This is a genomic window from Halosolutus halophilus, from assembly GCF_022869805.1.
Classification (GTDB): Archaea; Halobacteriota; Halobacteria; order Halobacteriales; family Natrialbaceae; genus Halosolutus; species Halosolutus halophilus.
On record NZ_CP094974.1, the window covers coordinates 4,797,774 to 4,820,827 of the forward strand.

A 23,054-nucleotide genomic window follows, 5' to 3' on the forward strand; every position below is an offset into this window, starting at 1 on the left:
GTACGCCGACGGACCCGCTCGTCACCCGAGGATGTACCGCGTCCAGGGGTAGCGTTCGACGAGCGGTTGCCCGTCGATCTCGTACCCTTCGATGTAGGTGTCGAGGCCGAGGATCCGTCCGGCGCCGAACGCGGCGACCGAGAGAAACACGAGCATGTACGCGAAGTCGCCGTTGATGTAGCCGTGTGCGACGTCCCAGTTTCCGAGGTAGAACAGCAGCATCATGAACGCGCCCCAGAACGCGGCGAGTCGCGTGAAGGCCCCGAACAGCAGGCCGAGGCCGATGAGGAGTTCGCCCCACGGAACGGCGACGTTCACGAAGTCGACGAACCACGGCGTATTCCCCATCGCCACGAACAGGTCGGCTGCCGGACTGCCGCTGTCCGGGACGGCCCCCGTCAGATAGCCGCCGGCACCGAACTCTCCCGACAGTACCTTGTCGAGACCGCTCTGGAAAAACGCGAGTCCCATCATCAGTCTGAGCGCGAGGATAAACCAGACGCTCAACGTGTGGACTCTCCCGTCAGCCGTAAGCCCCGCGACTGTACTCTGGAGTCGTACTTCTTTTGTGACCATGATGAACACTACCGACGCCAGAGTATTATAAACCAAGCCGAAATCCCGATCGATAGGAGCTATCGATACCGAACGACGGATCTCCCGTCCACGGCCCGACTGTTGGGGAAACCGATACCGGACGGGCGGTTTCACCCGTCGGTTCGGACCCGAAACGGCAGCCGTTGTGCGTCTCGCACTCAGGCCGTCGACGCGTGAGCGTGCAGCGGCCACCGCCGACCGACGATCCCGAGCAGGTAGTACCCCCAGATCGCGAGCAAGACGGCGTATCCCGCCCCGTGAAGTAGTGCCGACCAGGACTGGTCCTGGTAGAAGAAGCCGATCCCGACGGCGAGCACCGCGACGTTCCAGGCGAGGACGATCCACGGTCCGACGACCGAGGGGACGCCAGTCGCGGGAACGAGTCCGGCGACGCTCGCGTCGGCTCCCGGCCGCTCGCGGGGGGAGACGAAGAGCAACGCTCCCGCGAGCGCGATCGGGAGCCCCCAACCGAGGAAGAAGAAGTGCAGCGCGCCGGTCTCGATCCACGGTTCGGGGATCCCGAGCGGGATCCCGAACAGGATGAACGGCGCGAACGCGGCCGGACCGAGGATCCAACCCTGCGCGGCCAGCACCGAGAGTGCCGTTCCGTTCGACGTGCCGGCCAGATAGGTCCGGGCGAGCGTGTAGACGTACAGCACGTAGCCGGCGGCGTACAGGGCCAGCCCGGTTCCGGTCACCGTCCGCCCCATGCCGAGCACCGGCCCGACGACGAGCGGGAAGATACCGAGTGCGAACAGCGGGAACGAGTACCGTCGCAGGCGATCGCTGTACAGGTCTGCGTCAACGAGCCGCGGGAAGTGGTCGTACAGCGTGCCGATCGCCGCGAGGCCGAGAAAGCCCCAGGCGTTGGCGTGGACGTGGGCCTCCCGGAGCCCGTACCAGCCGCCGGGGACGTCCCAGCCGTGACTGTACAGGCCGAACGCGAGGCCGAGTCCGACCAGGTAGACGAACGGTGAGAGCAGGTAGAAGCCGACAGTGGGATCCCGCGCTCGCCCGCCGTCGCTCCGGAGGGTCATCACGAGAACGACGGCGAACAGCCAGAGCGTGAGCAGCCAGATCGTCCCGAGGCCGACGTCGAACCACAGCGGCTCGCCGAATGCCCGTCCGTACCAGGCGAGCAGTAATCCGCCGTTCAACCCGATGAAACGCGCTCTCGTGGCCCACGACGCCGGCGCGGGTCGATCGAGTTTCCTGGCCGTCAGCTGCGGGAGCGTGCCGAAGAGCAACTGGGTGAACGCGCCGATCGTGACGAAGTGGATGTGCGTCCACGTGATCCACGCCACCTGAGGTACGAGATCGAACTGCTGCAGTCCCTGGAAGAGCGCGAGGACGAATCCGGCGGCGAGAAAAACGACGCCAGCCGCGTGAAAGGGCGTCGCCGAGAGCAGCGGCCCGTCGTTCGATCGGCGGTCGGGTCGGCGTTCGGGAACGGACTGGCGCGAGTCGTGTGACGTCCTGTCGGTCATACACGTTCGAACGAGCGCCGGTAGCGTATCCCTTCTCGCGAACTGGTCGGACGGATTCGAACATGTTCGAAGTCGTTTTCTCGTCGGTGGGCGACCGACTGATACCATCGAATGCCCCGCGCGAAACTCATCGTACGGATTCCCGAGTCGCTCTGGATTCACGAGGTCTCGACGGCACATCCGGACGTCACGTTCCGGGTCACCTCGGTGCTTCCGGGCCCGGACGTCGCGATCGGCGTCATCGAACTGTCGGCGTCGAACCCGGTTCCGATACTCGCCGCTATCGAGGACCGAGACGACGTTCGTGACCTCGAGTTGCTGTGGACGCACGACGAGACGGCGCTCCTCCAGGTCGAAACGTCGGACCCGTCGCTGCTCGCACCGATGCAACGCGCGGGCGTCCCGATCGAGACGCCTTTCGAGGTCGAAGACGGCGTCGTGACCTGGGAACTGACGACGAGTTCGGACCGGCTCTCCGCCCTCGGATCGTCCCTCGACGAGCACGACGTCGGGTACCGCATCAAGTACGTCCACGACGTCGACGCGGGTCGTGCGGAGCAGCTGTTGACAGACCGACAGCTCGAGGTCTTTCTCACCGCCCTCGACAGCGGGTACTACGAGGTTCCGCGCGAGGCGACGCTGACGGACGTCGCGTCGACTCTCGACGTCTCCAAATCGACCTGTAGCGACGTGCTTCACCGTGCGGAGGGAACGATCGCGCACTGGTTCGCCGAGGAACACGTCGCCCCCGCCTCCCGCGATCGGTGAGTGCGATCGGGCGTGTTCGTGGGGTGCCCGAGAGACTAGTCCGTGCCGGCCGTTCCGGCGGCGATTCCCGACGGACGGCCGTCGTCCGTCCCACGGTCGGAGTCGAAGAACGCCTCGAAGACCTTCCGCTGACCGGCCCGGAGGTGCTGGAGGTACGTCGACTGGCAGACTCCCATCCTGTCGGCGAGTTCGTCGCCGCTCGACTCGCGCGGCCACTCGAAGAAGCCGCCGAAGTGGGCCAACTGGAGGGCCTCGAGTTGCCGATCGGTGACGCGCTCCTGGACCGCGGAACGGAACTGGCCGCGGGTCTCGGGCGTGCGGTCGCGTTCGCGCTGGCCCACGAGGTCCGCCTCCGGGTGCGTCTCGGAGACGGCCTCGACGACGGTCCGGACGTCGGCCGTCTCGGCGAGTTCCGCGACCAGCGTCCCCACGGTGCCGTCGGCGGTGAGCGACCGGACGACTGCGCCGTAGTTCGCGAGGGTGGCGACGACCGACCCCTCCGAAACGGTGACGCGAACCAGTACCTCGTCCGAGTCACGGCTCGGCTGGCTCGACGCGTTCCACGAGGCCATCGCGGACGTCGACGGACGCGACGGGACGTTTACCGCGCTCGTCGCGGTGACCCGGACCGTGACGGCCTGGCACGCTCGCGACCTCGCCGTGGCAGAGCGCCGACAGTAGTCCGGTGCGCTTCGAGCGATACCCGAGGCGATCCCCCGCCTCACCGGGGCGGGGTTGAATCGGCGCGAACCCGACTCGAACGGTTCGTGATTACGACTGTGCCCCTCTTTCGGGCGGCTCCTCGAGACCGATCGCCTATCCTGTCGGCTGGCACTGCTAATGCACTTCGTCGAGACCGGTCCGCCGAATTGCGTCTCCGTCGTACGACCGACGGATACCTAGCCCAGCAGGTTGTTGAGCGACATCGCGATGAAAAAGAGGATCACGACTTCGCTGACGATCCACGAATTCGTGTTCATCCAGTCGCGAATCTTCGGAAGGACGGCCTCTGCCCGCTCGCCGAAGGCAACCAGGGTGAGCGACGGGAGGGCCAGCACCAGGAGCGTGAGCAGGATAAACGGGACGGCGTCCGTCCACGGGGCGTTACGGGCCGCCAGGTAGGAGCCGACGGTGACGGACGTGAGGACGTCGGTCGGGAAAAAACCCATGAGGAGAAAGCCGAGTCTGAACGAAAACCGCGGCGTCGCCGTCTCGAGTCTCCCCATCCATCGCGGCGGTTTCGACGTCGCTCTCGTTCGGTACGTGTGTACCATCGCGAGCAGGAGCGCGACGACGACGATCGCGCTGAGCGTCGTGTTCGACGCCCGCTGGCCGATCGTGCCGGTGCTGAACAGGTAGGTGATGGTGACGACGAGCGTGATCGAGACGGCCGCACCGCCCACGAACGCGACGGAGTTTCGCCGCCAGCGTTCGCTCGTCGCGAGGAAGATGGCGCTCAGGATCTGGGGGCCCGCGATCATCACGAATACCAGCGGCAACACCTCGAGGAAACTCACGGCTCGATCACCGGAGAACTGTGCTCCGGTTGCCGTGTCGAGACGGTCTCGAAGGGGGCTTTCGGTCTCACCGAGCGGGTACCGCTGGTACGGGTGGTACGAGTACCGTATCCGTTTCCTCTTGCGGGAATTTCGTCGGTCGTCATACTGAAATCGGGCGCGTTGTCGACCGTCCATCGCTAGTTGGACGCAACCCGTGCTAAAGCTTGACCGGACGGACCGATAGTTATTTCGCGTCGTTTACACCGGATCAATCGCCCGGTGCGGTCTGCGATTGGACGACGAGTGACGTGCTGTTAGTATCGATCGACCTGGCCCAGAAAACCCGTACAGTGCGGTGAATCGATCCGCTGTATTCAGCACGCCGATCGTGATAGCGGCGGACGAGGGACCCGTTGCAATCGACAACTGCTACGGTATCGACTTCACCGCCGCTGGGAGCTCCTCGGGATCGGTCCACTCGACGACACGATCGCCAACTGCCTCCTCGAGTGCGGCCAGGTGAGACGCGGCCATCCCGTCGTCGTAGCGTTCGCGCATCCGTTCCTCGGCGTCGTAGACGCGTTTCAACAGCCAGAGACTGTTACGAACGGTCGTCTGGTAGCGGTACAGATACCCGAGTTCCCAGACGTGTCCACCGTCGTAGTCTTCGAGGACGCCGACGATGGCCGACGACAGTTCGGACAGGATATCGAACGCGGGCGCCCACAGGTCCAGTTCGTCGCTGGCAAAGCCGAAATCCTCGAGGCGAAACGCGATCGCGTTCCGGCGCTCGTCGAGGAGATCACAGACGCGTCGTCGACGAGCGCCCGGCTCACCGGAGCCGCGGCCGATCACCAGGTATCGCCGATCTGTACGCCGAACGTCGGCGAACAACTCCCCGTGCAGCCCGTCCTTCAGCCGCTCGTGCTGTTCCGGAGTCGGGTTGAGTTGGGCGTCGTCGGTTACCTCCGGTGACTCGATATCGCCGATGTACGTCGCATCGTCTCCCGATTCTCCGCCGTCTTCCATACTGGCTGTGAGATGCGTTGGACTACTAATAGCTGTACTGGTACCACATCCATTTGATGAACCGGTTGAGGAATCAGTTTACGCCATCGACCGAGTGTTTATGGTGGCTGCTCGTGTACCGTCTCGTATGCACCCGAAACCGGAGCGGACGGACGCCGACGGAGGGAGCCAGGGGGAGCCCGGAGCGTTCGACTCGTGGGCGGCGCTCCAGAAGTCGACCGACAGGACGCGAGCGAACCTGATCGCCGACATCGTCGGCCACCCGGAAGGGGCACCCAGCGTGAAGGAGCTAGACTACATGAACCCGAGTCTCGAGGACGACGCGATCCGACGCCATCTCTCTATCCTGCAGGACGTCGGGGTCGTCGAGGAACTCGTCGTCGAGCCAGGAAACCGGATTCGCGGCTACCCGTACAAGTTCTACGAACTGAGCGACGAGGCACGCGAGTTGTTCGATCGAAACGACCTGTTTCCCGAAGCGGCGTGGCAACGGCAGTACGATCGCGTCCAGCGGACGGGTGAGATCAAGGAACTCGAAGCCATGCCTCGTCCGACTCGAGAGTAGATCACGGGCCCGCTCGAGTAGTCGGTTCGTCCCGTCGATCTCGCCCGATACGTGCAGGTCCCCGCGGAAACGGCCGAGTCGGTGACCGATCGCCGTCTCTCACGCCTCCTGGGCCGGGCGCCACGAGACCGATCGGACCGTTCAGGCGGACTCGACGGCGACGTCGATCGACGTCTCGTTCTCGACGTTGTCGGTGACCGGACAGCGGTCCTCGATCGCCGCGAGCCACGCTTCGAGGGTGTCCTCGTCGGCGTCTGCCGCCACGGAAATCGTGACGTCGAGGTCCTGGAGGCCGGGGCGCGCGTCGGAGGGGGCGCCGAGGTAGCTGGCGTAGTCGACGTCGCCCTCTATCGTCACCGTCATGTCGTCGATCGCGATGTCCATGTCGCGGGCGACCATCGTCCCCGTCGAGTTCAGACAGCCGAGGACCGCGCCAAGGAAGTACTCGACGGGGTTCACGTCTTTGCCGACGACGAACTCGGCGTCGCCGGTGTCGATTCGCATCCGTTTCGGGCTGTGTCGCTCGCCCGTCAGTTCGTACGTCGTCAGGTCGTCGGATCGTGTCATCGTGTGCTGGTCGGTGGCGGGTCGGCAGGTGGTCGCGTGGGTCGATACCGGTACCGTTCGCGGTCGTCGTCGGCGACGACGCCGTCCGTACCTCCGTCGGAGATGCTCGTCGCATTCCGCTTAAGTATTGTGCGACATATACAATTCTGGGAACGCGATCGGCGAATCGTGCTGCCGTCGCGGGACCGAGACCGCGGTCGTCAGGCCGTCCGCTCCGGCGGCACGAGCATGACGTTCCCGTTTGCCCGCGCGACGATGTCCTCGGAGACGCTCCCGAGCAACAGCCGTCGGAGTCTGCTGTGGCCCCGCGAGCCGACGAGGATCGTCGTCGGGTCGTACTCGGCCTCCGCGGCGAGGATCTCGTCGGCCGGGTCGCCCTGCCGAACGTCGGTCCGCGTCTCGATTCCCCACTCCTCGAGCTGGGAGGCGAGTTCCGCCAGTCGGGCTTCGGGATCTTCCTCCTCCGGGAGCCCCGGGTCCTTCGGCGTCTCGACGTGGACCAGTGTCGCCTCCTGCGTGGCGTGGCGCAGGTACGAGAACGCCTCGAAGGCCCGATCGGCGTTCTCGGAGAAGTCCGTCGCGTACAGCACGCGCTGGAACAGGTGTTCCCGGACCACGTCCGGTTCGTCGGCCTCGCGTTCGACCCGGTTGACGAGCAACGGCGTCACCGTCGTCCGGGCGAGGTTGCGCGCAGTCGAACCGATGACGCGGTTCTCGAGCGGGCTCTTCCCGCGCGAGCCCACGATCGTCAGGCTGGCGCCGATCGTCCCGGCGATCCCGGTAATCCGTCGATGTGGCGTGCCGCGGACGACGTGGGTCTCGACGTCGAACCCGGCGTTCTCGATGACGCGACGATATCGATCGAGTGCCTGCTCGCGACGTCCTTCGAAGTTCATTCCGGGCATCCCCGCGTGCACGTTCGACGGGATCACCGTCACCAGGTGGATCTCGTCGACGCCGATCCGGCCGAGACACTCGAGGCAGGTTTCGCTCTCGATCGTTGCCTCACTGGCTGCCGATAGGTCAGTCGCACAGACCGCTTTCATACCATCTGTAGGTTCCGACGGTATAATATTGTTTGGGTCGCCCAATATAGTGGCGTGTCTGTGCGCCGTGCGCGTCGGGAATCCGATCGGCAATCGATCCGTATTGTCCCCGACCATTCTCGCCGAGGTATAACTGGTTCGCTATGCGAATCCTGACTATCACGAGCGTGTAACTGATTTTGGCGCGTCCGAGCCTCGAGGCCGCCCGGCGAAACGAGGCCTATATTTGCAAAACCTATGGGAATATTCTCGTTGGATAGCCGTGAGATAGCTCGCAGTAATATTGTGCGCCAATCCCAAAAGCGTTATACGCACTCTGTGGATAGAGAGTATTGAGCAGAAACCCATGAACTACACACGATCGAATCCGGAACGGGGTCGAGACGCATGATCGACTTCGCGACGCTTTCAGGACCAGCACAGGCAATCGTGCTCGTCGGCGCAGTCCTCGTCGAGGCAATCGTCCTCTACGTGGGCTACGGTGCCCTCGAGCAGGTCGCAAAACCACTCATCGAGCGGATCACCCAGACATAAATGGAACTCTTTGGAATCGCACTGACGATGCTCGCACTGTTCGTGAGCTTCGGCTTCATGGTCGGCGTGCTGTTCGGCTTCTTCGGGATGGGCGGTTCGTTCCTCGTCACGCCCGCGTTACTCGTGATGGGGTATCCCACCCGCGTCGCCGTCGGTAGCGGCATGGCCTTCGTCTTCGGGACGGCCGTTATCGCGACGCTGAAACACCGCGACCTCGGTCAGGTCGACTACAAACTCGGCGGGTTGATGGTCGTCGGGACGACCGCAGGCATCGAAGTCGGTAGTCACATCGTGTACTACCTCGAAGAAATCGGACTCGCAGGCGGCGTCATCGGCGTCACGTACGTCTTCCTGCTGGGTGCGATCGGCCTGTTCGTCAGCTACAACGCGCTGAAGGCCGACGGATCGGACGACAGCGGCGCTGGCGGTCACCACGAGGCCGCGAACCAGGAGATCGATCCGGACGACATTCCGGACATCGCCAAGACGATCCAGTCCTACCGGGTTCCGCCGATGATGACCCTCTCCGGCGGCATTCAGGTCTCGCTGTGGATGATCCTCGGCGTCGCGTTCGCCACGGGACTCCTCTCGGGCTTCCTCGGCGTCGGCGGCGGCTTCATCCGAATGCCCGCGCTGTTCTACCTGATCGGCGTCCCGGTGCCGATCGCGGTCGGAACCGACCTGTTCGAGATCGTCATCTCGGGCGGCTTCGGTGCGTACACCTACGGGCTCAACGGCGGTGTCGATCTCTCGATCGTCGTCCCGCTGCTGGCCGGGAGCGCACTCGGTGCCCGTATCGGCTCGGCAGCGACCAGCGTCGTCAACGAGGACGACATCAAGATCTACTTCGGGCTGATGCTCCTGGGTGGATCGATCGCCGTCGCCTTCCAGCAGTCGGCCGGCTACTTCGGCATGCCCGTGCTGGACACGATCGGCTTCGTGCTGATCATGCTCTCGGCGCTGCTGGTGAGCGGGGCCGTGATCTACAGCACGATCACGACGATGCGCGCAGATCCCGACGCGACTGGCGTGAGCGCGGACTAGCATCCCTTCCATCGTCGATGGCGGAAACCGTATCGCGGCGTTCGGTTCCCGACGTCATTTCGGGACGGAAGCGACACTAGCGGCGCGCGACGGCACCTGACGACGGGTCGTCGAGATTGTACAATATCCACAAAACCCTTTTATCGGCGGGAGCCCTACACCGAACCAGCACAATGGCTAGTTCGATGGCAGAACAACTCCAGCAGGACATGCAGTGTGAAGGTCTCCTGGAGTGTATCCACGGTCTCAAACAACTCGACAAGGAGTGCTTCCGGGTGATGGTCGAGAGCGAAGAGCCGCTGACGATCGACGAGGTCGCCGAGCGCGTCGACCGCGAACGCTCGACCGCCTACCGGTCGATCCAGCGACTGCTCCAGAGCGGGTTCATCCAGAAAGAACAGGTCAACTACGACCAGGGTGGCTACTACCACGTCTACTACCCGACCGATCCGAACCAGATCGCGAGCGACATGCAGCGGATGTTGAACGACTGGTACGCGAAGATGGGCCAGCTCATCCAGGAGTTCGAGGACAAGTACGAACACGTCGACGACGGCGCACCGGCCGTCGAAGGGTAGTCCCGCGGCCGTCGGCAATCGGCGGGGCCGTCGTCCGCGATCGTCGTTCGTGAGCCGCTGTGAGCGTTCGCACGATTTCTCGTGCTTCTCCGGTTCTCCATGTGATGCAGGCCGAGTGCCTCGGTGTTCGACCCGAGAGGAAAGGCCGTACGCGAGAGTAGACGTGTTCCGTTCGATCAATACACTGTTCGATCGTCCCGCTCGACTCGACGCGCCGATCGCGCCCGGTGGAGGCGTGCGCTCGGCACTCCGGACCAGTTGAACGTCCGGTGACGGTCGATGCGGCGTTCGCGTCCGCCGTCGCAGAGCCGGGACGATCGCGCATTAGTATTGTACAGATTCCACATAACTCTTATCACCGTTCGGACCGAACGTCGACGTAGTACCATGGCGAATTCGATGGCCGAACAACTCCAGCAGGAGATGGTGTGTGAAGGACTGCTGGAGTGCATTCACGGCCTCAAACGACTCGACACGGAGTGCTATCGAACGGTGGTCGAGAGCGAAGAGCCGCTGACGATCGACGAGGTCGCCGAGCGCGTCGACCGCGAACGCTCGACCGCCTACCGATCGGTCCGGCGACTGCTCCAGAGCGGGTTCATCCAGAAAGAACAGGTCAACTACGACCAGGGTGGCTACTACCACGTCTACTACCCGACCGATCCGAACCAGATCGCGAGCGACATGCAACGGATGGTAAACGACTGGTACGCGAAGCTGGACCAGCTCATCCGGGAGTTCGAGGCGGAGTACGAACGCGCCAGCGTCGACGACGCCACGGTCTCGTCGGGGGAGTAGCGCCGTGACCGAACCTGCCGTCGATCGCGACGTGTCCCCGGACGAACTCGCCGAGACGACGCTCGAACTCGTCGCGTTCGACACGACCAACCCGCCCGGCGACACCCGCGAGATCGTCGCGTGGCTCGAATCGTTCGTCGCCGACCTCGGCCTCGAGACCGAACGGTTCGCGGCCGCTCCCACGAAACCGAACCTGCTCGCGACGCTCCCCGGCGAGCGCGAGACGACGCTGCTCTTCGGCGGTCACCTCGACACGGTCCCGTTCGACCCCGACGGCTGGTCGTACGATCCGCTCGGCGAACGCGTCGCCGATCGCGTCTACGGTCGCGGGACGACGGACATGAAGGGCGCGATCGCCGCGATGCTCCACGTCGCCCGCGCGTACGCAGGATCCGACAGCCGGCCGCCGGTGACGCTCGCGTTCGCGTTCGTCAGCGACGAGGAGGTCGGCGGCGACGCCGGCGTGACGGCCCTGGTCGAGGCCGATCGGCTCGACGCCGACGCGTGCGTGATCGGTGAACCCACCTGCAGCGAGGGTGCACACTCGATCACGGTGGCCGACCGGGGGAGCATCTGGCTCACGCTCGAGGCGACCGGCGAGGCCGCCCACGGATCGCGCCCGATGCTCGGCGAGAACGCGATCGATCGGCTCTGGTCGGCCGTCGAGACGATCCGGACGCGGCTCGAAGACCGTTCGCTGTCGATTCCGGACCCGGTCGAACCGATCGTGGTGGAGTCCATCGAGTACTACGCCCCGTCGATGGGCGAGGCGACTGCACGGCGGCTGTTCGAACGCCCGACGGTCAACCTCGGGACGATCGAGGGCGGCGAGACCGTCAACAGCGTGCCTCGCCACGCGAGCGCCCGGCTGGACGTTCGCCTTACCGCGGGGGTGGAGACACTCGCTGTCCTCGGAGAGGTTCGGGAGTGGATCGACGACCACGAGGGCGTCTCGATCGCGGACGAAAGCTGGAGCGTCGGCAGTTACGAGGAGCCGGACGCGCCGATCGTGACCGCGACGCGAGCCGTCGCGGCGGACGTGCTCGCCGATCGCGTCCACCGCCGGAGTGCAACCGGTGGCGGCGACGCGAAGCAGCTCCGGAACGCGGGAATTCCGACCGTCGAGTTCGCCGTCGGGACCGATACGGTCCACGCCTGCGACGAATACACGACCGTCGACGCCCTCGCGGCGACCGCAGAGACGTACGCTCGATTGCCGGCCGCGTTCGCCGCGGACCGATCCCGATCCGAGCAATACACGACGGACGCGAGGTAGCGTTAGCCGACGCCGGCGACGATCGACGTACGTCGATCGTCTCGACGGTGGGTGGCTCGGTTGCTGCTGTCGTCCGATCCTCCCCGGTCTCCCCGCCGACGTCGTTCTCGATCGCCGGGAGTCCGCGTATCGACACGGAACCGGCACCGCCGATCGCGCCGCGGTTTCCGAGACCGGCGAGTAGCTCTCGCCGACGCATGTCACGCGGTCGCCACTGTTTCGAAGTCGTCGACGACGCGTGAGGCGTCTCTCGTCGCTCCGTTCGGATACACTCGCTCGACGATCCCCTGCGCGTTCACGAGAAAGACGTAGCTGTAATGCGGGAACATGTACTCGAGGTTCTCGTAGTCCTCGGCCGGTCGCTTCTCGAGCGGCAGTCCGAACCGCTCGCTGACGATCTCTTTGCCGACGTCGTACTGCGCCGGTCGTAGAAAGTGCCAGTTCCCAGCGTCGAGATCGACGCCCTGTTCCCCGGCGTACGTTCGCAGCACGTCCTCGGTGTCCCGTTCGGGATCGAATCGTGATCGTCGGTTCGCTGAGTGAGCAAATCTCTCGATCGGGTATCGATCGGACGACGTTTCAGCGCCGACTGACCGCATTGCCGCCCTCGTTACGGCTACACGCCATTCGTCCGCTTATACACGTATTCGATACTACCCGACCTGACCAACGGATTTAATACCCACTCTCTGATAGTCTTGGTCGGAATGTCCAATACCGACCTCGATCCCGCAGCCGTTGCCCGACGCATTCACGAAGACGATACGGAGGAACTCTTCGTCCTCGACGTCAGAAACGAAGACGACTACGACGAGTGGCGGATCGACGGGAGCAAGAACGTCCCCATCTACGACGAACTGCTGTCGTACGACTACTCCACGCTGGAGGCCCACCTCGACGACCTGCCGACGGATACGGAGATCGCGGTCGTCTGTGTCGCCGGTATCACGTCGGCACGCGCTGCGGAATTCCTCCGCGAGCACGGGTTCGACGCGAAATCGGTCACCGACGGTATGAACGGTTGGGGTCGCGTCCACCGCCAGTACGACGTGGATCGCGTCGACGGCGTCGTCCAGATCGTCCGCCCCGGGACGGGCTGCGTCTCGTACCTCGCCCACGACGGCGATCGGGCCGTCGTCGTCGATCCGAGTCAGTACATCGATCGGTATCTGAACGCGGCCGACGAGCGCGACCTCGAGATCGTCGGCGTCGCGGACACGCACGCCCACGCCGACCACGTCTCGGGGGCGCGCCGCCTCGCTGGCGAACTCGACGTGCCGTACTACCTCCACGGGGACGACGCCGGCGAACTCGACACCGTCGCGACGATCGAAGACGGCGAGACGATCCCGGTCGGCGAGCGCGAACTCGAGGTACTCCACACGCCGGGTCACACGCCCGGCAGCGTCTCGTTCCAGTTCGGCGATGCGCTCCTCGCCGGGGATACGCTATTCCTTCGCAGCGTCGGCCGCCCCGACCTCGAGGACGGCGCAGAAGACGCCGTCCGGACGGCTGCGAGCCGGCTGTTCGACAGCCTCGATCGGCTGACGGAGTTCGACGACGAGACCGTCGTTCTGCCCGGTCACTTCAGCGACGAGGCTATTCGTCCGCTCGCAACCGAACTCGGCGCGCTTCGGGAAGAGACGACGAACGAACTCCTGAGCTACGTCGAGGACGACGACGAAGAGGCGTTCGTCGAAACCATCGTCGAGAGCCTCGCGGACGAGCCGGCAAACTACAACGAGATCAAGCAGATCAACTGGGGCAAAGAACAGCCCGGCGGCGACGTCGAGGCGCTCGAACTGGGACCGAACAACTGCGCCGCGAACTGAGACGGCCCGTAGCGGACGAGTTCTCCCCGGTTCGTCGCAGACCGCGTTCTCCGCTCGATTATCGTCACCAGTCCCGCGGCTCCGGTCGCCGGTGGAGGTTTCATCGGTCTGGCCGTCGTCGGGACGCGTATGGACGCTGGAACTGCGGAGTTCGATTTCCTCGTCATCGGCTCGGGATCCGGACTCGACGTCGCGAACGCGGCCGCGAACCGCGGGCAGTCCGTCGCGGTCGTCGAGAAGGGGCCGCTCGGCGGCACCTGTCTCAACCGCGGCTGTATCCCCTCGAAAAAGCTGCTGTACCACGCGGAGGTGATGGAGACCGTCGATCGGGCCGACGAGTTCGGAATCCACGCCGACGTCACGGCCGTCGACTTCGCCGACATCGTCCGCGAGGTGAACGACGACGTCTCGAGTAGCGCCGAGTCGATCCACCGCGGATTGCGCACGTCGAACCGGCACACGCTGTTCGAGGGCGAGTGTCGATTCGTCGCCGATCGGACGATCGAGATTACCGACGGTCTCGACGCGGGCAAGCGCGCGAGCGCCGACACCATCCTCGTGGCAGCGGGGACGCGTCCGGCGATCCCGCCGATCGACGGCATCGAGACCGTCGAGTACCTCACCAGCCGGGAGGCGCTCCAGCTCGAGGCGCCGCCGGACCACCTCGTGATCGTCGGCGGCGGCTACATCGCGGCCGAACTGGCGCACTTCTTCGGGACGTTCGGTAGCGACGTGACGATCGTCGGTCGACGCGCGCAACTCCTTCCGGAGGCCGACGAGGACGTCGCCGCCGCGTTTCTCGAGCGCTACGCCGATCGGTTCGACGTCTACACGGGGTACGAGGCCGTCGCCGCCTCGGAGTCCGGCGGCGAGGTGACCGTCGAGGCGCGCCCGTACCCGCCGGCGTGGGACGACGCGGGCGAGCGCGACGACGTGACCGTGACGGGCGACACCCTGCTCGTCGCGGCCGGCCGACGGCCGAACTCGGACACGCTGAACCTCGAGGCCGCCGGCGTCGAAACCGACGCGAACGGCTTCGTCGAGACCGACGAGTACCTGCGGACGACGGCCGAGGGAATCTGGGCACTCGGGGACATCGTCGGGGAATATCTGCTGAAACACAACGCGAACCACGAGGCCCGGACCGTCGTCCGGAACCTGTTCGGTGACGACCTCGAACCGGTCGACTACACCGCGATGCCCTTCGCCGTGTTCGCCTCGCCGGAGGTGGCCGGCGTCGGCGCACGAGAGCAGGACCTCCGCGAGGCCGATCGCGAGTACGCCACGCGAACGTACCCCTACGAGGACACCGCCCGTGGCAGCGCGATGAAGATCGAGGGGCTCGTCAAGGTGCTCATCGAACCGGACGGCGAGATCCTCGGCTGTCACATCGTCGGCCCGGAGGCGTCGAACCTGATCGAGGAGGTCGTCGTCGCGATGAAAGCGGGCACCGGAACCGTCTGGGACATCCGCGAGTCGGTCCACATCCATCCCGCGCTGTCGGAAGTGGTCGATCGGGCGTTCGCCGGCCAGTTCACTCGCCGCGGTGGTGCACACGATCACGATCATCACGACCACGACCACCACGACCACGATCACGAATGAGCCGACGCGAGGGCCCCGTAGGCGGACGCGGTGTCCATTCGGAGTGACTGTTCACAAATCATATCAGCGGCGGTTCCGTACGGCTGCGTAATGGATTCGGATTCGGCATCACGACGCGCGCGGCTGGGTCTCGCGGGACTGGCGAGTCTCTGTTGTGTCGGTCCCGGCACGGCCGCCGTGACGGGGGGAGTTACCGTCAGCGGACTGGGTGCCGGTCTCGCTCCGGTGGTCGTGACTGCGCTGGTGCTCGCGGTCGCCGCGGTCGTCCTTCGACGCCGGACCGGCTGTTCCACCTGCGAGTCGTAGCCGTTCACCTGGTCAGTGAGACGAGAACGAGCACCATCCCGCTCGAGACGATCGCCGCCTGGATGAGGCCCGCAGACAGGATCGACGTTCCGAAGACCACGTAGATGAGGCCTTCACAGATCGCACCGGCGCCGATGAACACGAATCCGGCGGCGACGTACAGCATCGGTTTGCGACCGTTTCGTCGGTAGCCGTGGTAGGCCAGGTACGCGATGGCGAGGCTCAACGCGAGCGTGACCAGTTTCGCGAGGACCAACGGCGCCTCGATCATCGCTCTCCCCGAATGTCGTCCCACAGCGACGTAAAGTTGTCCGCAAGTTCGTCGCGCGTCTCCATGGCCAGCGTCAGTTCGCCGTCCGAGAGATCGACGTGGAGACCCTCGAGTGCCGTCTCGAACTCGCTCCTGTGCGAGCCGTCCGGTCCGATCGACGTGCGTTCTTCGACGAGGTCGTACTCCTTGAGCGTCGAGACGCGACGATACACCGTCGCGAGAGACGCGTTACACGCCTCGCTGAGCGCTTTCGCAGTCATCGGACCCCGATCCGCAGCGACGAGAATCCGACGGGCGTAGTCGTCGGCCAGGACTTGGAAGACGTCGCCCGGGTCCGTATCTCCCTCCTGTTGCACGGACGCTCCCTCACTGTACACGACTAAATAGGCCACGATTTGCCGGGTCAGCAAATTACCACGGGTGTTTTGTGCGCCCCTCGCATCCACCTAGACCAGCGTTACTATCACGGAATCATGACGGAGTATCTACTCGCATTTAAACCCGCGATCGGGCTGTACGGCCAACACGATCCGAGTGCCGTGCTCTTCGAGGACGGAACGCCGGTCTTCGGCGTCGAGGAAGAACGATATACGCGGGACAAACACGCCACGGATACCTTCCCCGAGCACGCGATCCGGGCGTGTCTCGACTCTCGGAACCTGGAGCTTCCGGACCTCGATCGCGTCCTCCTGCCGTACGATCCGCAACTCCGGGGAGAGATCGCCACCCACTACCTGATCGACGCGATTCGAGCGCCCGGTCTCGGACGGAAGCTCTCGGCGCTGGAGCGGACGCTCGTCAGCCAGGTCCGGAGTCGGTTCGTCCCGACGCGGCAGATCGAACGCCGCCTCGAGTCGATCGGGACGCCGCTGCCACCGATCGAGACGGTTTCCCACCACCGCTGTCACGCCGCCAGCGCGTTCCACCCGTCCGGGTTCGACGAGGGGATCGTCCTCACCGTGGACGCGAAAGGCGAGTACGATTCGACGGTGATCTGGTACGCCGACGACGACGGCCTGCGTCGCGTGCGCACGTACGAGCACCCAAACAGTCTCGGACTCTTCTTCGCCGTCGTGACGGAGTTCCTCGGCTACCGGATGTTCAACGGCGAAGGGAAGGTGATGGGACTCGCCCCGTACGGGGAGGAGAATCCGGAGATCGAAGCCGTCCTGCGGGACCTGATCGACACCGGCGTCGACTACGACGTCACGGGCCTCACGAGGCGGTGGGGCACCGGTCACGGCGTCGAACTGCTCGAGGACGCCTTCGGTCGTTCGCGAACGGAGACGCCCGGCGAGTTCGACCGGTGGGAGAAAGACCTCGCCTACACGGCCCAGAAACTGCTCGAGGAGACGGTCGTCGACGTCGCGGAGACGGCCGTCGATCGCCTCGGTACCGCGAACGTCGCGCTCGCGGGCGGGGTGGCGCTCAACTGCAAGCTGAACAAGCGCGTTCGCGAATCGCCGGTCGTCGACGACGTCTTCGTCCAGCCCGTCGCCCACGACGCGGGCCTCGCGCTCGGGGCGGGCTGGTCACGACAGCGACCGGCGGCGGTCGATCGACAGACGTCCGTCTACTTCGGTCCCGGGTACGAGACCGACGAGATCCGGTCGACCCTCGAGACGAACAAGATCGCGTACGCGGAACCGGACGACCTCGAGCGCTACGTCGCCGAACGACTCGCGGACGGCGACCTGGTCGGCTGGTTCCAGGGTCGCATGGAGATGGGTCCGCGAGCACTCGGGGCCAGAAGTATCCTCGCCGATCCCCGTACCGCCGCGTCGCGCGATCGGGTCAACCGGTTCGTCAAACACCGCGAGGAGTGGCGGCCGTTCGCGCCGTCGATGCTCGAGTCGGCCGCCGAGGAGTACCTCGCCGACGGCGGGACGGCACCGTTCATGATCGACGCGTTCGACGTCCGTCCGGCGAAGACCGACGACCTCGAGGCCGTCTTGCACCCGGCCGACGACTCGACGCGACCCCAGACCGTCCGCGAGGATCAGCACCCGCGATACCACCGACTGATCTCGGAGTTCGCCGACGTCACCGGCGTCCCCGTCGTCCTCAACACCTCGTTCAACGATCACGCCGAACCGATCGTCCGGACGCCGACCCAGGCGCTCAAGGACTTCTACGGGATGGGACTCGACGTGCTCGTGCTCGAGGACCTCGTCGTCGAGAAGGACACCCACGCCGTCGAGACGGACGCCCGTCCCGGGTGATCGACGCGTCGTCCCGACCCGATCGCTTCGCTCGCGCGTCGAAACCTCGCGATCGCATCAGTATTGCATCCAAAACACACTATTCGTTACGCATTCTCACCCTTACTGCGCCGCGTGCGTCTCGAGCAGGTCCACGAGCGTCTCCGCACTCTGGAACCCGTCGTCGAGGCGGGCGACCTCTTCGCCGTCTTTCAGGACGACGAGCGTCGGGACGCTCCGGACGTCGAACTCGCCGGTGAGCTCCGGGACGTGACCGGCGTTTACCGTCGCCACGACGCCCGGCGCGCTTCGGGCGACGGTGCCGAGCACCGGGTCCATCGACGCGCAGATTCCGCACCCCGACGTGACGAACTCGAGCAGTACGAGGTCGTGCTCCGCGAGGAGGTCATCGTAATCGTCGGTGTCGTCTAACTGGACGGGTTTCTGCGCGGTCCGTCCGACGCCGGTCGACTCCGAGTGCGCTGGTTCGGTCATTACCGAACGAACGCGCCAGGAGCATTTGAATGTTTGCACAATGTGTGCAATATCGATGGTCGATCGGTTTCGATCCCGCGTCGACGGGTCTCGAGGTCGGGGCCGAGATTCTTCGTCTCGGCCGTCGAAGACTGGAGACATGACCGACAACGCCGACGACGAGTCCGCACAGGCCGATCCGGGACGCGAGGTAGGCCACGACGCATCGGAACTGCCGTCGGTACTCGGCCACGCGTACCGCGGCGAACTCGATCGCGAGACGACCTGGCGGTCGAGACTCGATCAGACGACGACCTGGGCCGTCACGCTGATGGCGGCGATCCTCACGTGGGCGTTCTCGAGTGCCGACAATCCACACTATATCGTCCTCATCGGCGTCCTGACTGTCGGGATGTTCCTCGCGATCGAGGCGCGGCGGTACCGCGACTACGACGTCTACCGCTCTCGCGTGCGACTGTTCCAGCAGAACTTCCTGGCTCCCACGCTGGATCCGTCCCGGAGCGTCGAACACGGGAACTGGCGGACCGAACTCGGGGACGACTACCGGCAACCGACCCTGAAGATCACGATGTTCGAGGCGATCGCGAATCGCTTGCGACGCATCTACTTCGCGCTCCTGACCGTGCTGTGTATCGCGTGGCTCTTTCGCGTCACGGCGTTCGCACGGAATGCGGGATTTCCTGCCGCCGCCTCCGTCGGGACCGTTCCCGGGATCGCCGTCGTGACCGTCGTCGGCGCGTTCTACGCCGCGATTCTCGCGATCACGTTCTGGCCGCGCGAGCGGGAAGCCAAAGGAGAGTTCCGCGACACCGAGGCCGGCGACTGGAAGGAATCCGAGTGATCCCGGGCGAACGCGCCGCACCCGGGCGATCACGCGGCGCAGGTCGGACACGATCGCCGGTGGCGCACGTAGATCAGCCCCGCCAGGATCGCGACGGAGACCGCGCCGAGAAGAGGCCGGAGCGGATCGAAGTACGTCATGAGCGCCGACGAACTGAACAGCGCGAGCAGGAAGACGTTACAGATCGGACAGCCGACCGCGAGGAACCCGCCGACCAGCCCGCCCAGTAGCAATCGATCCTCGCCGTCCGACTCGCCGCCGCTTTCGGATTCGGGTTTGGCCACTTCGGTCGTCAGTCGCTGGGCCGTATAGACGCCCGCGAGCAGTGCCGTCAGCGTCAGGAACAGGTAGTCGACCGGCGTCCGGGGAACCATCCGGACGTAAAGCGGGTTCGGAACGAGTCCGGTGACGAGTCCGAACAGCAGGAACACGCCGATCGCGACGGCCGTTCCCCACGCGATCGCTCGTCCGTTCGATCGGATCGAGTGGACGAACCGGCGTCCCGTCATTTCGTCGCCTCCGTCGCGATCGCACACCGTTCGGGATGGCCCGCCCGTCCCAGAAAGAACAGCAACAGCACCAGGCCGCCGATCCGAAGGAGCGTCCCGTCGTACGGGAGCGCGGCCAGCCCCCCGGCGAACCCCAGAAAGCCGAGGAGCCCGGCACCACAGCTCGCACAGCCCGACGCGAGGAGCCCGGGAAGGACCCCCGACAGGTCGGTCAGACCCGCGGGCCCGACGAATCGAAGTTGCGCGACGGCGTTGACGACGGCGACGCCTGTGAGCAGGGCGTAGAGGACGATGACGGCGATCGACGAGGGACCGTCGGTCCGGTAAATCGTCTCCGTGAGCGAGACGAGGACGTAGTCGAACCAGTGGAGACCGTCGCCGAGCATCTGGAGCGAAAACTCCGGCATCGCGCTCAGTATCAGGAGGACGTAGGTGGCGAGCGTCACGATCACCAGTCCGATCGTCCCTCGCCACGTCTCGAACGGGTACGAGACCGCTGCGGAGAGGTTGGTCAGGTAACCCGTGATCGACTCGCGCGAGATCATCTGCGTACACAGATACAACGCTGACTAAAATTTCCGACTCCGATTTGCTGGGTCAGCAAATCGCGGCGCCGTTTACCCACACAATAATGAACGTGCTGGCGAGGAACCTCTCGACAATGGCATACGAACGCGACGCGGACGACGGCTCGTCTCGACGGCGGATGCTGGCCGCACTCGGTGCTGCATCGACGACTCTTGCGGGCTGTACGGACGTACTCTCGGACGAGGCGAGCGAGACGACTCCCGACGACGCGACGAACGGGAACGGCGGGGGCGAACCGGGCGACGGCTCCGTGCGCTGGCCCGCGATCGAGGCGGGCGAGGTGCTCTCGGACTTCGAGACCCTCGACGAGTGGTCTCCCCGTACCGGCGAGATATCGGCCGCCTCCGACGAGGCGCGATCCGGATCGCAAGCGGCGGTCGTCGAGAGCGACGAGGGCACGGCCGGCATGGAGCTTCGGTTCCCCGACGGGATCGATCTCGAAGGCTGGGACGCGTCGGTGGCGGTCAAGCCGGAATCCGCAGATCGAATCGTCGTCGAGTTCCTCGCGCCGACACGCAGCGAGCGCCTCTCCAGCATTCGCGTGGTGCCGGACGGGTACGACGGCTGGTTCCGGATGGACTGCGGCTACCAGCAGAAGCCGGGGAACGATCCGGACCTCTCGAACGTCACCGGCATCAACGTCATCGCAGACGGGCCGGACGGCGGGCCGACCAGACTGCTGGTCGACGACCTCCGGCGAACCGAGTCGGCCGCCAACGGCAAGGCGATCCTCGCGTTCCACGGCGGCCACGATTCGCACTACGACGTCGCGGCCGGGATGCTCGAGGAGCGCGGCTGGGCCGCGGCGGTTCCGGTCAGCCCCGATCGAATCGGCGAGGGCGGTCGGATGGGGCTGGACGAACTACGCGACCTCAGCGACCGCGGCTGGGACGTCTGTTCGCTCCCGCAGACGTCGACGCCCCTGCCGGAACAGCCCGCGGATCGGCAGCGTGAGATCCTCGAAACCGCTCGAGACGCACTCGCAAGCGACGGCTTCGACGACGGATCGCGCCACCTGTTCGTTCCCGAGGCCCGGATGGATTCGACGACCTACGACGTCGTCAGGGACGTCCACGAGTCGGCGTTCCTGTACAGTTCCGGGACGACCGCCGCCCCGCCGATCGAGATGCACATGATCCCGTTCATCTGGGGCCCCGCGCTTCACACCGGCGTTCGCCGCCATCTCAATCTCTCCGACCAGTACGACCTGCTCACTGTGTTGCGGATTCCGCGGATCGTCGACGAGGAAGACGTGGGCGTCGACGAGAACAGGATGTCGCTCGACGACTTCGGACTGCTCCTCGATCACATCGAACACCGCGGCCTCGACGTCGTCACACCCTCCGACCTCGTAGACGGGACGCTGGACCGCGACAGCAGCGGCGACGAAGCCGAGACCGGCGAACGGCCGGACGGAGTCGTTCTCGAGGCGGGCCAGTCCCACGCGTTCGAGGGATCGGGAACCGGCGACTCGCCGACGTTCGACCTCGACGAGGGCGTCCTCGTCGCGAACGTCTCCCACGACGGCAGGGAGATCACCGTCGACGCGACGAAAACCGGCGGGTTCGGAATCGACGAGAATCTGCTGACGACGTCCGGGAATCCCACCGGAACCTCGATCATGGCCGTCGAGGACGCCACCTACAGGCTCGAGGTCGACGCCGACGGCGCGTGGTCGATCGACCTCTCCCAGCCGTCGGTTCACAGCGACGACCTCGACGACCTTCCGTTCGAGGACGCCGGTACGGGATCGTCGTTCGTCGGGCCGCTGTGGACGGACGGCGACGTCAGGGTCGTCGCGACACACGATGGCGACGGCACGTTTATCGTCGACGGCTACGGTGAGGACGGCAGTCGAGAGGTCCTCGTCAACCGGACCGGCGCGTTCGACAACTCGCGATCGTACAAGGCGGGCGGACCCGTCTGGCTCAACGTCGAGGCCGACGGCGACTGGACGCTCGACGTCACCGACTCGTAGCGACGGCCGGCGCTTGCGTCGATCGCGACCCCGTCAGGGGCAGCGTCGGCGTCGACTTCGGCTCTCTCAGGGACAGCCGTTCCCGTCGAACGATCGCGGCTCAGGACCCTGGTCGACGGACCGCGTCGCACCCGTGTCGAGGGTCACCAGCATCGCTCGACCGCCGTACTCGTGGGTCTGGTCGTGACCGCGAACGACGACACACGTCACGTCGTCGGGAACGTCGACGGTCTCCGAGCGCGTGAACGGTTGCTCGGAGTGAGCGTGGAGCAATTCTCGTCGACCGAGTCGCGTCCCGTCGAGGCGCTCGACCTGCCACCAGTTCGCGTAGCCGTCCTCGCCGTCGTCGTCGTGGTGGAGCGTCACGTCGAATCCGTACGATCCGTCCTCGCCGTCGACCGCGACGTCGACGACGTTCGCCTCCCGGAGGTCGAGGTCGTCCGCACGCTGCTCCGGGCCGTCGGACTCGGTCCCGTCGTTCGAACCCGAGTCGTCGGTGCTGTCGGTCCCGTCACCGCCGACGGAATCCGAGTCGTTCCGATCGCTGCAACCGGCCAGTGTCACGATCGCGAGCGCACTCGCGGCGCTCCCGAGCAACCGGCGTCGGGCGAGACCAGGTCCGGACATGTGTCTTCGATCG

General features: G+C 65.4%; 26 protein-coding genes and 1 pseudogene. 13 read left to right on the forward strand and 14 right to left on the reverse strand.

From position 1 onward, the window contains the following. Positions 1 to 21: 21 nt before the first annotated feature. Positions 22 to 576 carry a DoxX family protein gene (locus MUG98_RS23770; protein ID WP_265109875.1) on the reverse strand — a complete coding sequence of 185 codons (555 nt, stop codon included), beginning with the start codon at positions 574 to 576 and terminating at the stop codon, positions 22 to 24. 179 nt (positions 577 to 755) lie between these two features. Beyond that, positions 756 to 2,084: a hypothetical protein gene (locus MUG98_RS23775; protein ID WP_265109876.1), complete on the reverse strand. Its 1,329-nt coding sequence runs from the start codon at positions 2,082 to 2,084 to the stop codon at positions 756 to 758. Positions 2,085 to 2,195: 111 nt separating this feature from the next. On the opposite strand from MUG98_RS23775, the gene MUG98_RS23780 reads away from it, so the two are divergent. Next, entirely contained in the window at positions 2,196 to 2,852 is a 657-nt protein-coding gene (locus MUG98_RS23780; RefSeq protein ID WP_265109877.1) for a helix-turn-helix domain-containing protein, read from the forward strand. Positions 2,853 to 2,887: 35 nt separating this feature from the next. Here MUG98_RS23780 and MUG98_RS23785 read toward each other — a convergent pair whose 3' ends face one another. The 3 genes from MUG98_RS23785 to MUG98_RS23795 form a co-directional block, all read right to left on the reverse strand. Further along, positions 2,888 to 3,424 carry a bacterio-opsin activator domain-containing protein gene (locus tag MUG98_RS23785; RefSeq protein ID WP_265109878.1) on the reverse strand — a complete coding sequence of 179 codons (537 nt, stop codon included), beginning with the start codon at positions 3,422 to 3,424 and terminating at the stop codon, positions 2,888 to 2,890. 327 nt (positions 3,425 to 3,751) lie between these two features. Further along, the gene (locus MUG98_RS23790; RefSeq protein WP_265109879.1) at positions 3,752 to 4,369 is read right to left on the reverse strand and encodes a GAP family protein; all 618 of its coding nucleotides are present in this window, start codon (positions 4,367 to 4,369) and stop codon (positions 3,752 to 3,754) included. Between the two features lie 411 nt (positions 4,370 to 4,780). Then, on the reverse strand, positions 4,781 to 5,380 hold the full coding sequence (locus MUG98_RS23795) for a DUF8170 family protein (protein ID WP_265109880.1): 600 nt from the start codon (positions 5,378 to 5,380) through the stop codon (positions 4,781 to 4,783). A 127-nt stretch (positions 5,381 to 5,507) separates the two neighbouring features. Here MUG98_RS23795 and MUG98_RS23800 point away from each other — a divergent pair, with 127 nt between their 5' ends. Continuing rightward, positions 5,508 to 5,945: an ArsR family transcriptional regulator gene (locus MUG98_RS23800; protein WP_265109881.1), complete on the forward strand. Its 438-nt coding sequence runs from the start codon at positions 5,508 to 5,510 to the stop codon at positions 5,943 to 5,945. Positions 5,946 to 6,086: 141 nt separating this feature from the next. Here MUG98_RS23800 and MUG98_RS23805 read toward each other — a convergent pair whose 3' ends face one another. Further along, entirely contained in the window at positions 6,087 to 6,512 is a 426-nt protein-coding gene (locus tag MUG98_RS23805; RefSeq protein ID WP_265109882.1) for an OsmC family protein, read from the reverse strand. Positions 6,513 to 6,712: 200 nt separating this feature from the next. Beyond that, the gene (locus MUG98_RS23810) at positions 6,713 to 7,558 is read right to left on the reverse strand and encodes a universal stress protein (RefSeq protein ID WP_265109883.1); all 846 of its coding nucleotides are present in this window, start codon (positions 7,556 to 7,558) and stop codon (positions 6,713 to 6,715) included. A gap of 387 nt (positions 7,559 to 7,945) precedes the next feature. Here MUG98_RS23810 and MUG98_RS23815 point away from each other — a divergent pair, with 387 nt between their 5' ends. From MUG98_RS23815 to MUG98_RS23835, 5 genes are all read left to right on the forward strand, one after another. Further along, positions 7,946 to 8,092 carry a DUF7512 family protein gene (locus tag MUG98_RS23815; RefSeq protein ID WP_265109884.1) on the forward strand — a complete coding sequence of 49 codons (147 nt, stop codon included), beginning with the start codon at positions 7,946 to 7,948 and terminating at the stop codon, positions 8,090 to 8,092. After that, on the forward strand, positions 8,093 to 9,136 hold the full coding sequence (locus MUG98_RS23820; RefSeq protein ID WP_265109885.1) for a sulfite exporter TauE/SafE family protein: 1,044 nt from the start codon (positions 8,093 to 8,095) through the stop codon (positions 9,134 to 9,136). 173 nt (positions 9,137 to 9,309) lie between these two features. Continuing rightward, entirely contained in the window at positions 9,310 to 9,714 is a 405-nt protein-coding gene (locus MUG98_RS23825) for a helix-turn-helix domain-containing protein (RefSeq protein ID WP_265109886.1), read from the forward strand. A gap of 387 nt (positions 9,715 to 10,101) precedes the next feature. Further along, the gene (locus MUG98_RS23830; protein WP_265109887.1) at positions 10,102 to 10,512 is read left to right on the forward strand and encodes a helix-turn-helix domain-containing protein; all 411 of its coding nucleotides are present in this window, start codon (positions 10,102 to 10,104) and stop codon (positions 10,510 to 10,512) included. Between the two features lie 4 nt (positions 10,513 to 10,516). Further along, positions 10,517 to 11,788, forward strand: a complete 1,272-nt coding sequence (locus tag MUG98_RS23835) for a M20 family metallopeptidase (protein ID WP_265109888.1) — start codon at positions 10,517 to 10,519, stop codon at positions 11,786 to 11,788. A 200-nt stretch (positions 11,789 to 11,988) separates the two neighbouring features. Here MUG98_RS23835 and MUG98_RS23840 read toward each other — a convergent pair. Next, positions 11,989 to 12,306, reverse strand: a pseudogene (locus MUG98_RS23840) (SCO family protein); the annotation flags it as partial. A gap of 189 nt (positions 12,307 to 12,495) precedes the next feature. On the opposite strand from MUG98_RS23840, the gene MUG98_RS23845 reads away from it, so the two are divergent. From MUG98_RS23845 to MUG98_RS23855, 3 genes are all read left to right on the forward strand, one after another. Next, entirely contained in the window at positions 12,496 to 13,620 is a 1,125-nt protein-coding gene (locus tag MUG98_RS23845; RefSeq protein WP_265109889.1) for an MBL fold metallo-hydrolase, read from the forward strand. A 129-nt stretch (positions 13,621 to 13,749) separates the two neighbouring features. After that, positions 13,750 to 15,225 carry a dihydrolipoyl dehydrogenase gene (locus MUG98_RS23850; protein WP_265109890.1) on the forward strand — a complete coding sequence of 492 codons (1,476 nt, stop codon included), beginning with the start codon at positions 13,750 to 13,752 and terminating at the stop codon, positions 15,223 to 15,225. Between the two features lie 90 nt (positions 15,226 to 15,315). Continuing rightward, positions 15,316 to 15,531: a hypothetical protein gene (locus tag MUG98_RS23855; protein ID WP_265109891.1), complete on the forward strand. Its 216-nt coding sequence runs from the start codon at positions 15,316 to 15,318 to the stop codon at positions 15,529 to 15,531. A 4-nt stretch (positions 15,532 to 15,535) separates the two neighbouring features. On the opposite strand, the gene MUG98_RS23860 is transcribed toward MUG98_RS23855, so the two are convergent. Both MUG98_RS23860 and MUG98_RS23865 read right to left on the reverse strand, forming a co-directional pair. Further along, positions 15,536 to 15,802, reverse strand: coding sequence for a DUF7521 family protein (locus MUG98_RS23860; protein WP_425601067.1), 267 nt, complete (start codon positions 15,800 to 15,802; stop codon positions 15,536 to 15,538). After that, positions 15,799 to 16,158: an ArsR/SmtB family transcription factor gene (locus MUG98_RS23865; RefSeq protein WP_265109892.1), complete on the reverse strand. Its 360-nt coding sequence runs from the start codon at positions 16,156 to 16,158 to the stop codon at positions 15,799 to 15,801. Before MUG98_RS23865 ends, MUG98_RS23860 begins: the two co-directional genes overlap by 4 nt. Before the next feature lie 117 nt (positions 16,159 to 16,275). Here MUG98_RS23865 and MUG98_RS23870 point away from each other — a divergent pair, with 117 nt between their 5' ends. Continuing rightward, positions 16,276 to 18,024, forward strand: coding sequence for a carbamoyltransferase family protein (locus MUG98_RS23870; RefSeq protein WP_265109893.1), 1,749 nt, complete (start codon positions 16,276 to 16,278; stop codon positions 18,022 to 18,024). A gap of 102 nt (positions 18,025 to 18,126) precedes the next feature. Here the strand turns inward: MUG98_RS23870 and MUG98_RS23875 are convergent, their stop codons facing one another. Beyond that, on the reverse strand, positions 18,127 to 18,498 hold the full coding sequence (locus tag MUG98_RS23875; RefSeq protein ID WP_265109894.1) for a thioredoxin family protein: 372 nt from the start codon (positions 18,496 to 18,498) through the stop codon (positions 18,127 to 18,129). Positions 18,499 to 18,637: 139 nt separating this feature from the next. Here MUG98_RS23875 and MUG98_RS23880 point away from each other — a divergent pair, with 139 nt between their 5' ends. Beyond that, positions 18,638 to 19,339, forward strand: coding sequence for a DUF2270 domain-containing protein (locus MUG98_RS23880; RefSeq protein ID WP_265109895.1), 702 nt, complete (start codon positions 18,638 to 18,640; stop codon positions 19,337 to 19,339). Positions 19,340 to 19,368: 29 nt separating this feature from the next. Here MUG98_RS23880 and MUG98_RS23885 read toward each other — a convergent pair whose 3' ends face one another. Both MUG98_RS23885 and MUG98_RS23890 read right to left on the reverse strand, forming a co-directional pair. Further along, on the reverse strand, positions 19,369 to 19,848 hold the full coding sequence (locus tag MUG98_RS23885; RefSeq protein WP_265109896.1) for a hypothetical protein: 480 nt from the start codon (positions 19,846 to 19,848) through the stop codon (positions 19,369 to 19,371). Next, on the reverse strand, positions 19,845 to 20,393 hold the full coding sequence (locus MUG98_RS23890; RefSeq protein ID WP_265109897.1) for a hypothetical protein: 549 nt from the start codon (positions 20,391 to 20,393) through the stop codon (positions 19,845 to 19,847). Before MUG98_RS23890 ends, MUG98_RS23885 begins: the two co-directional genes overlap by 4 nt. 116 nt (positions 20,394 to 20,509) lie before the next feature. Between MUG98_RS23890 and MUG98_RS23895 the strand changes: the two genes are divergently transcribed. Further along, positions 20,510 to 22,414, forward strand: coding sequence for a polysaccharide deacetylase family protein (locus tag MUG98_RS23895; protein WP_265109898.1), 1,905 nt, complete (start codon positions 20,510 to 20,512; stop codon positions 22,412 to 22,414). A 66-nt stretch (positions 22,415 to 22,480) separates the two neighbouring features. On the opposite strand, the gene MUG98_RS23900 is transcribed toward MUG98_RS23895, so the two are convergent. After that, complete coding sequence (locus MUG98_RS23900) at positions 22,481 to 23,041, reverse strand: hypothetical protein (RefSeq protein WP_265109899.1); 561 nt, start codon at positions 23,039 to 23,041, stop codon at positions 22,481 to 22,483. Between the last annotated feature and the right edge of the window lie 13 nt (positions 23,042 to 23,054).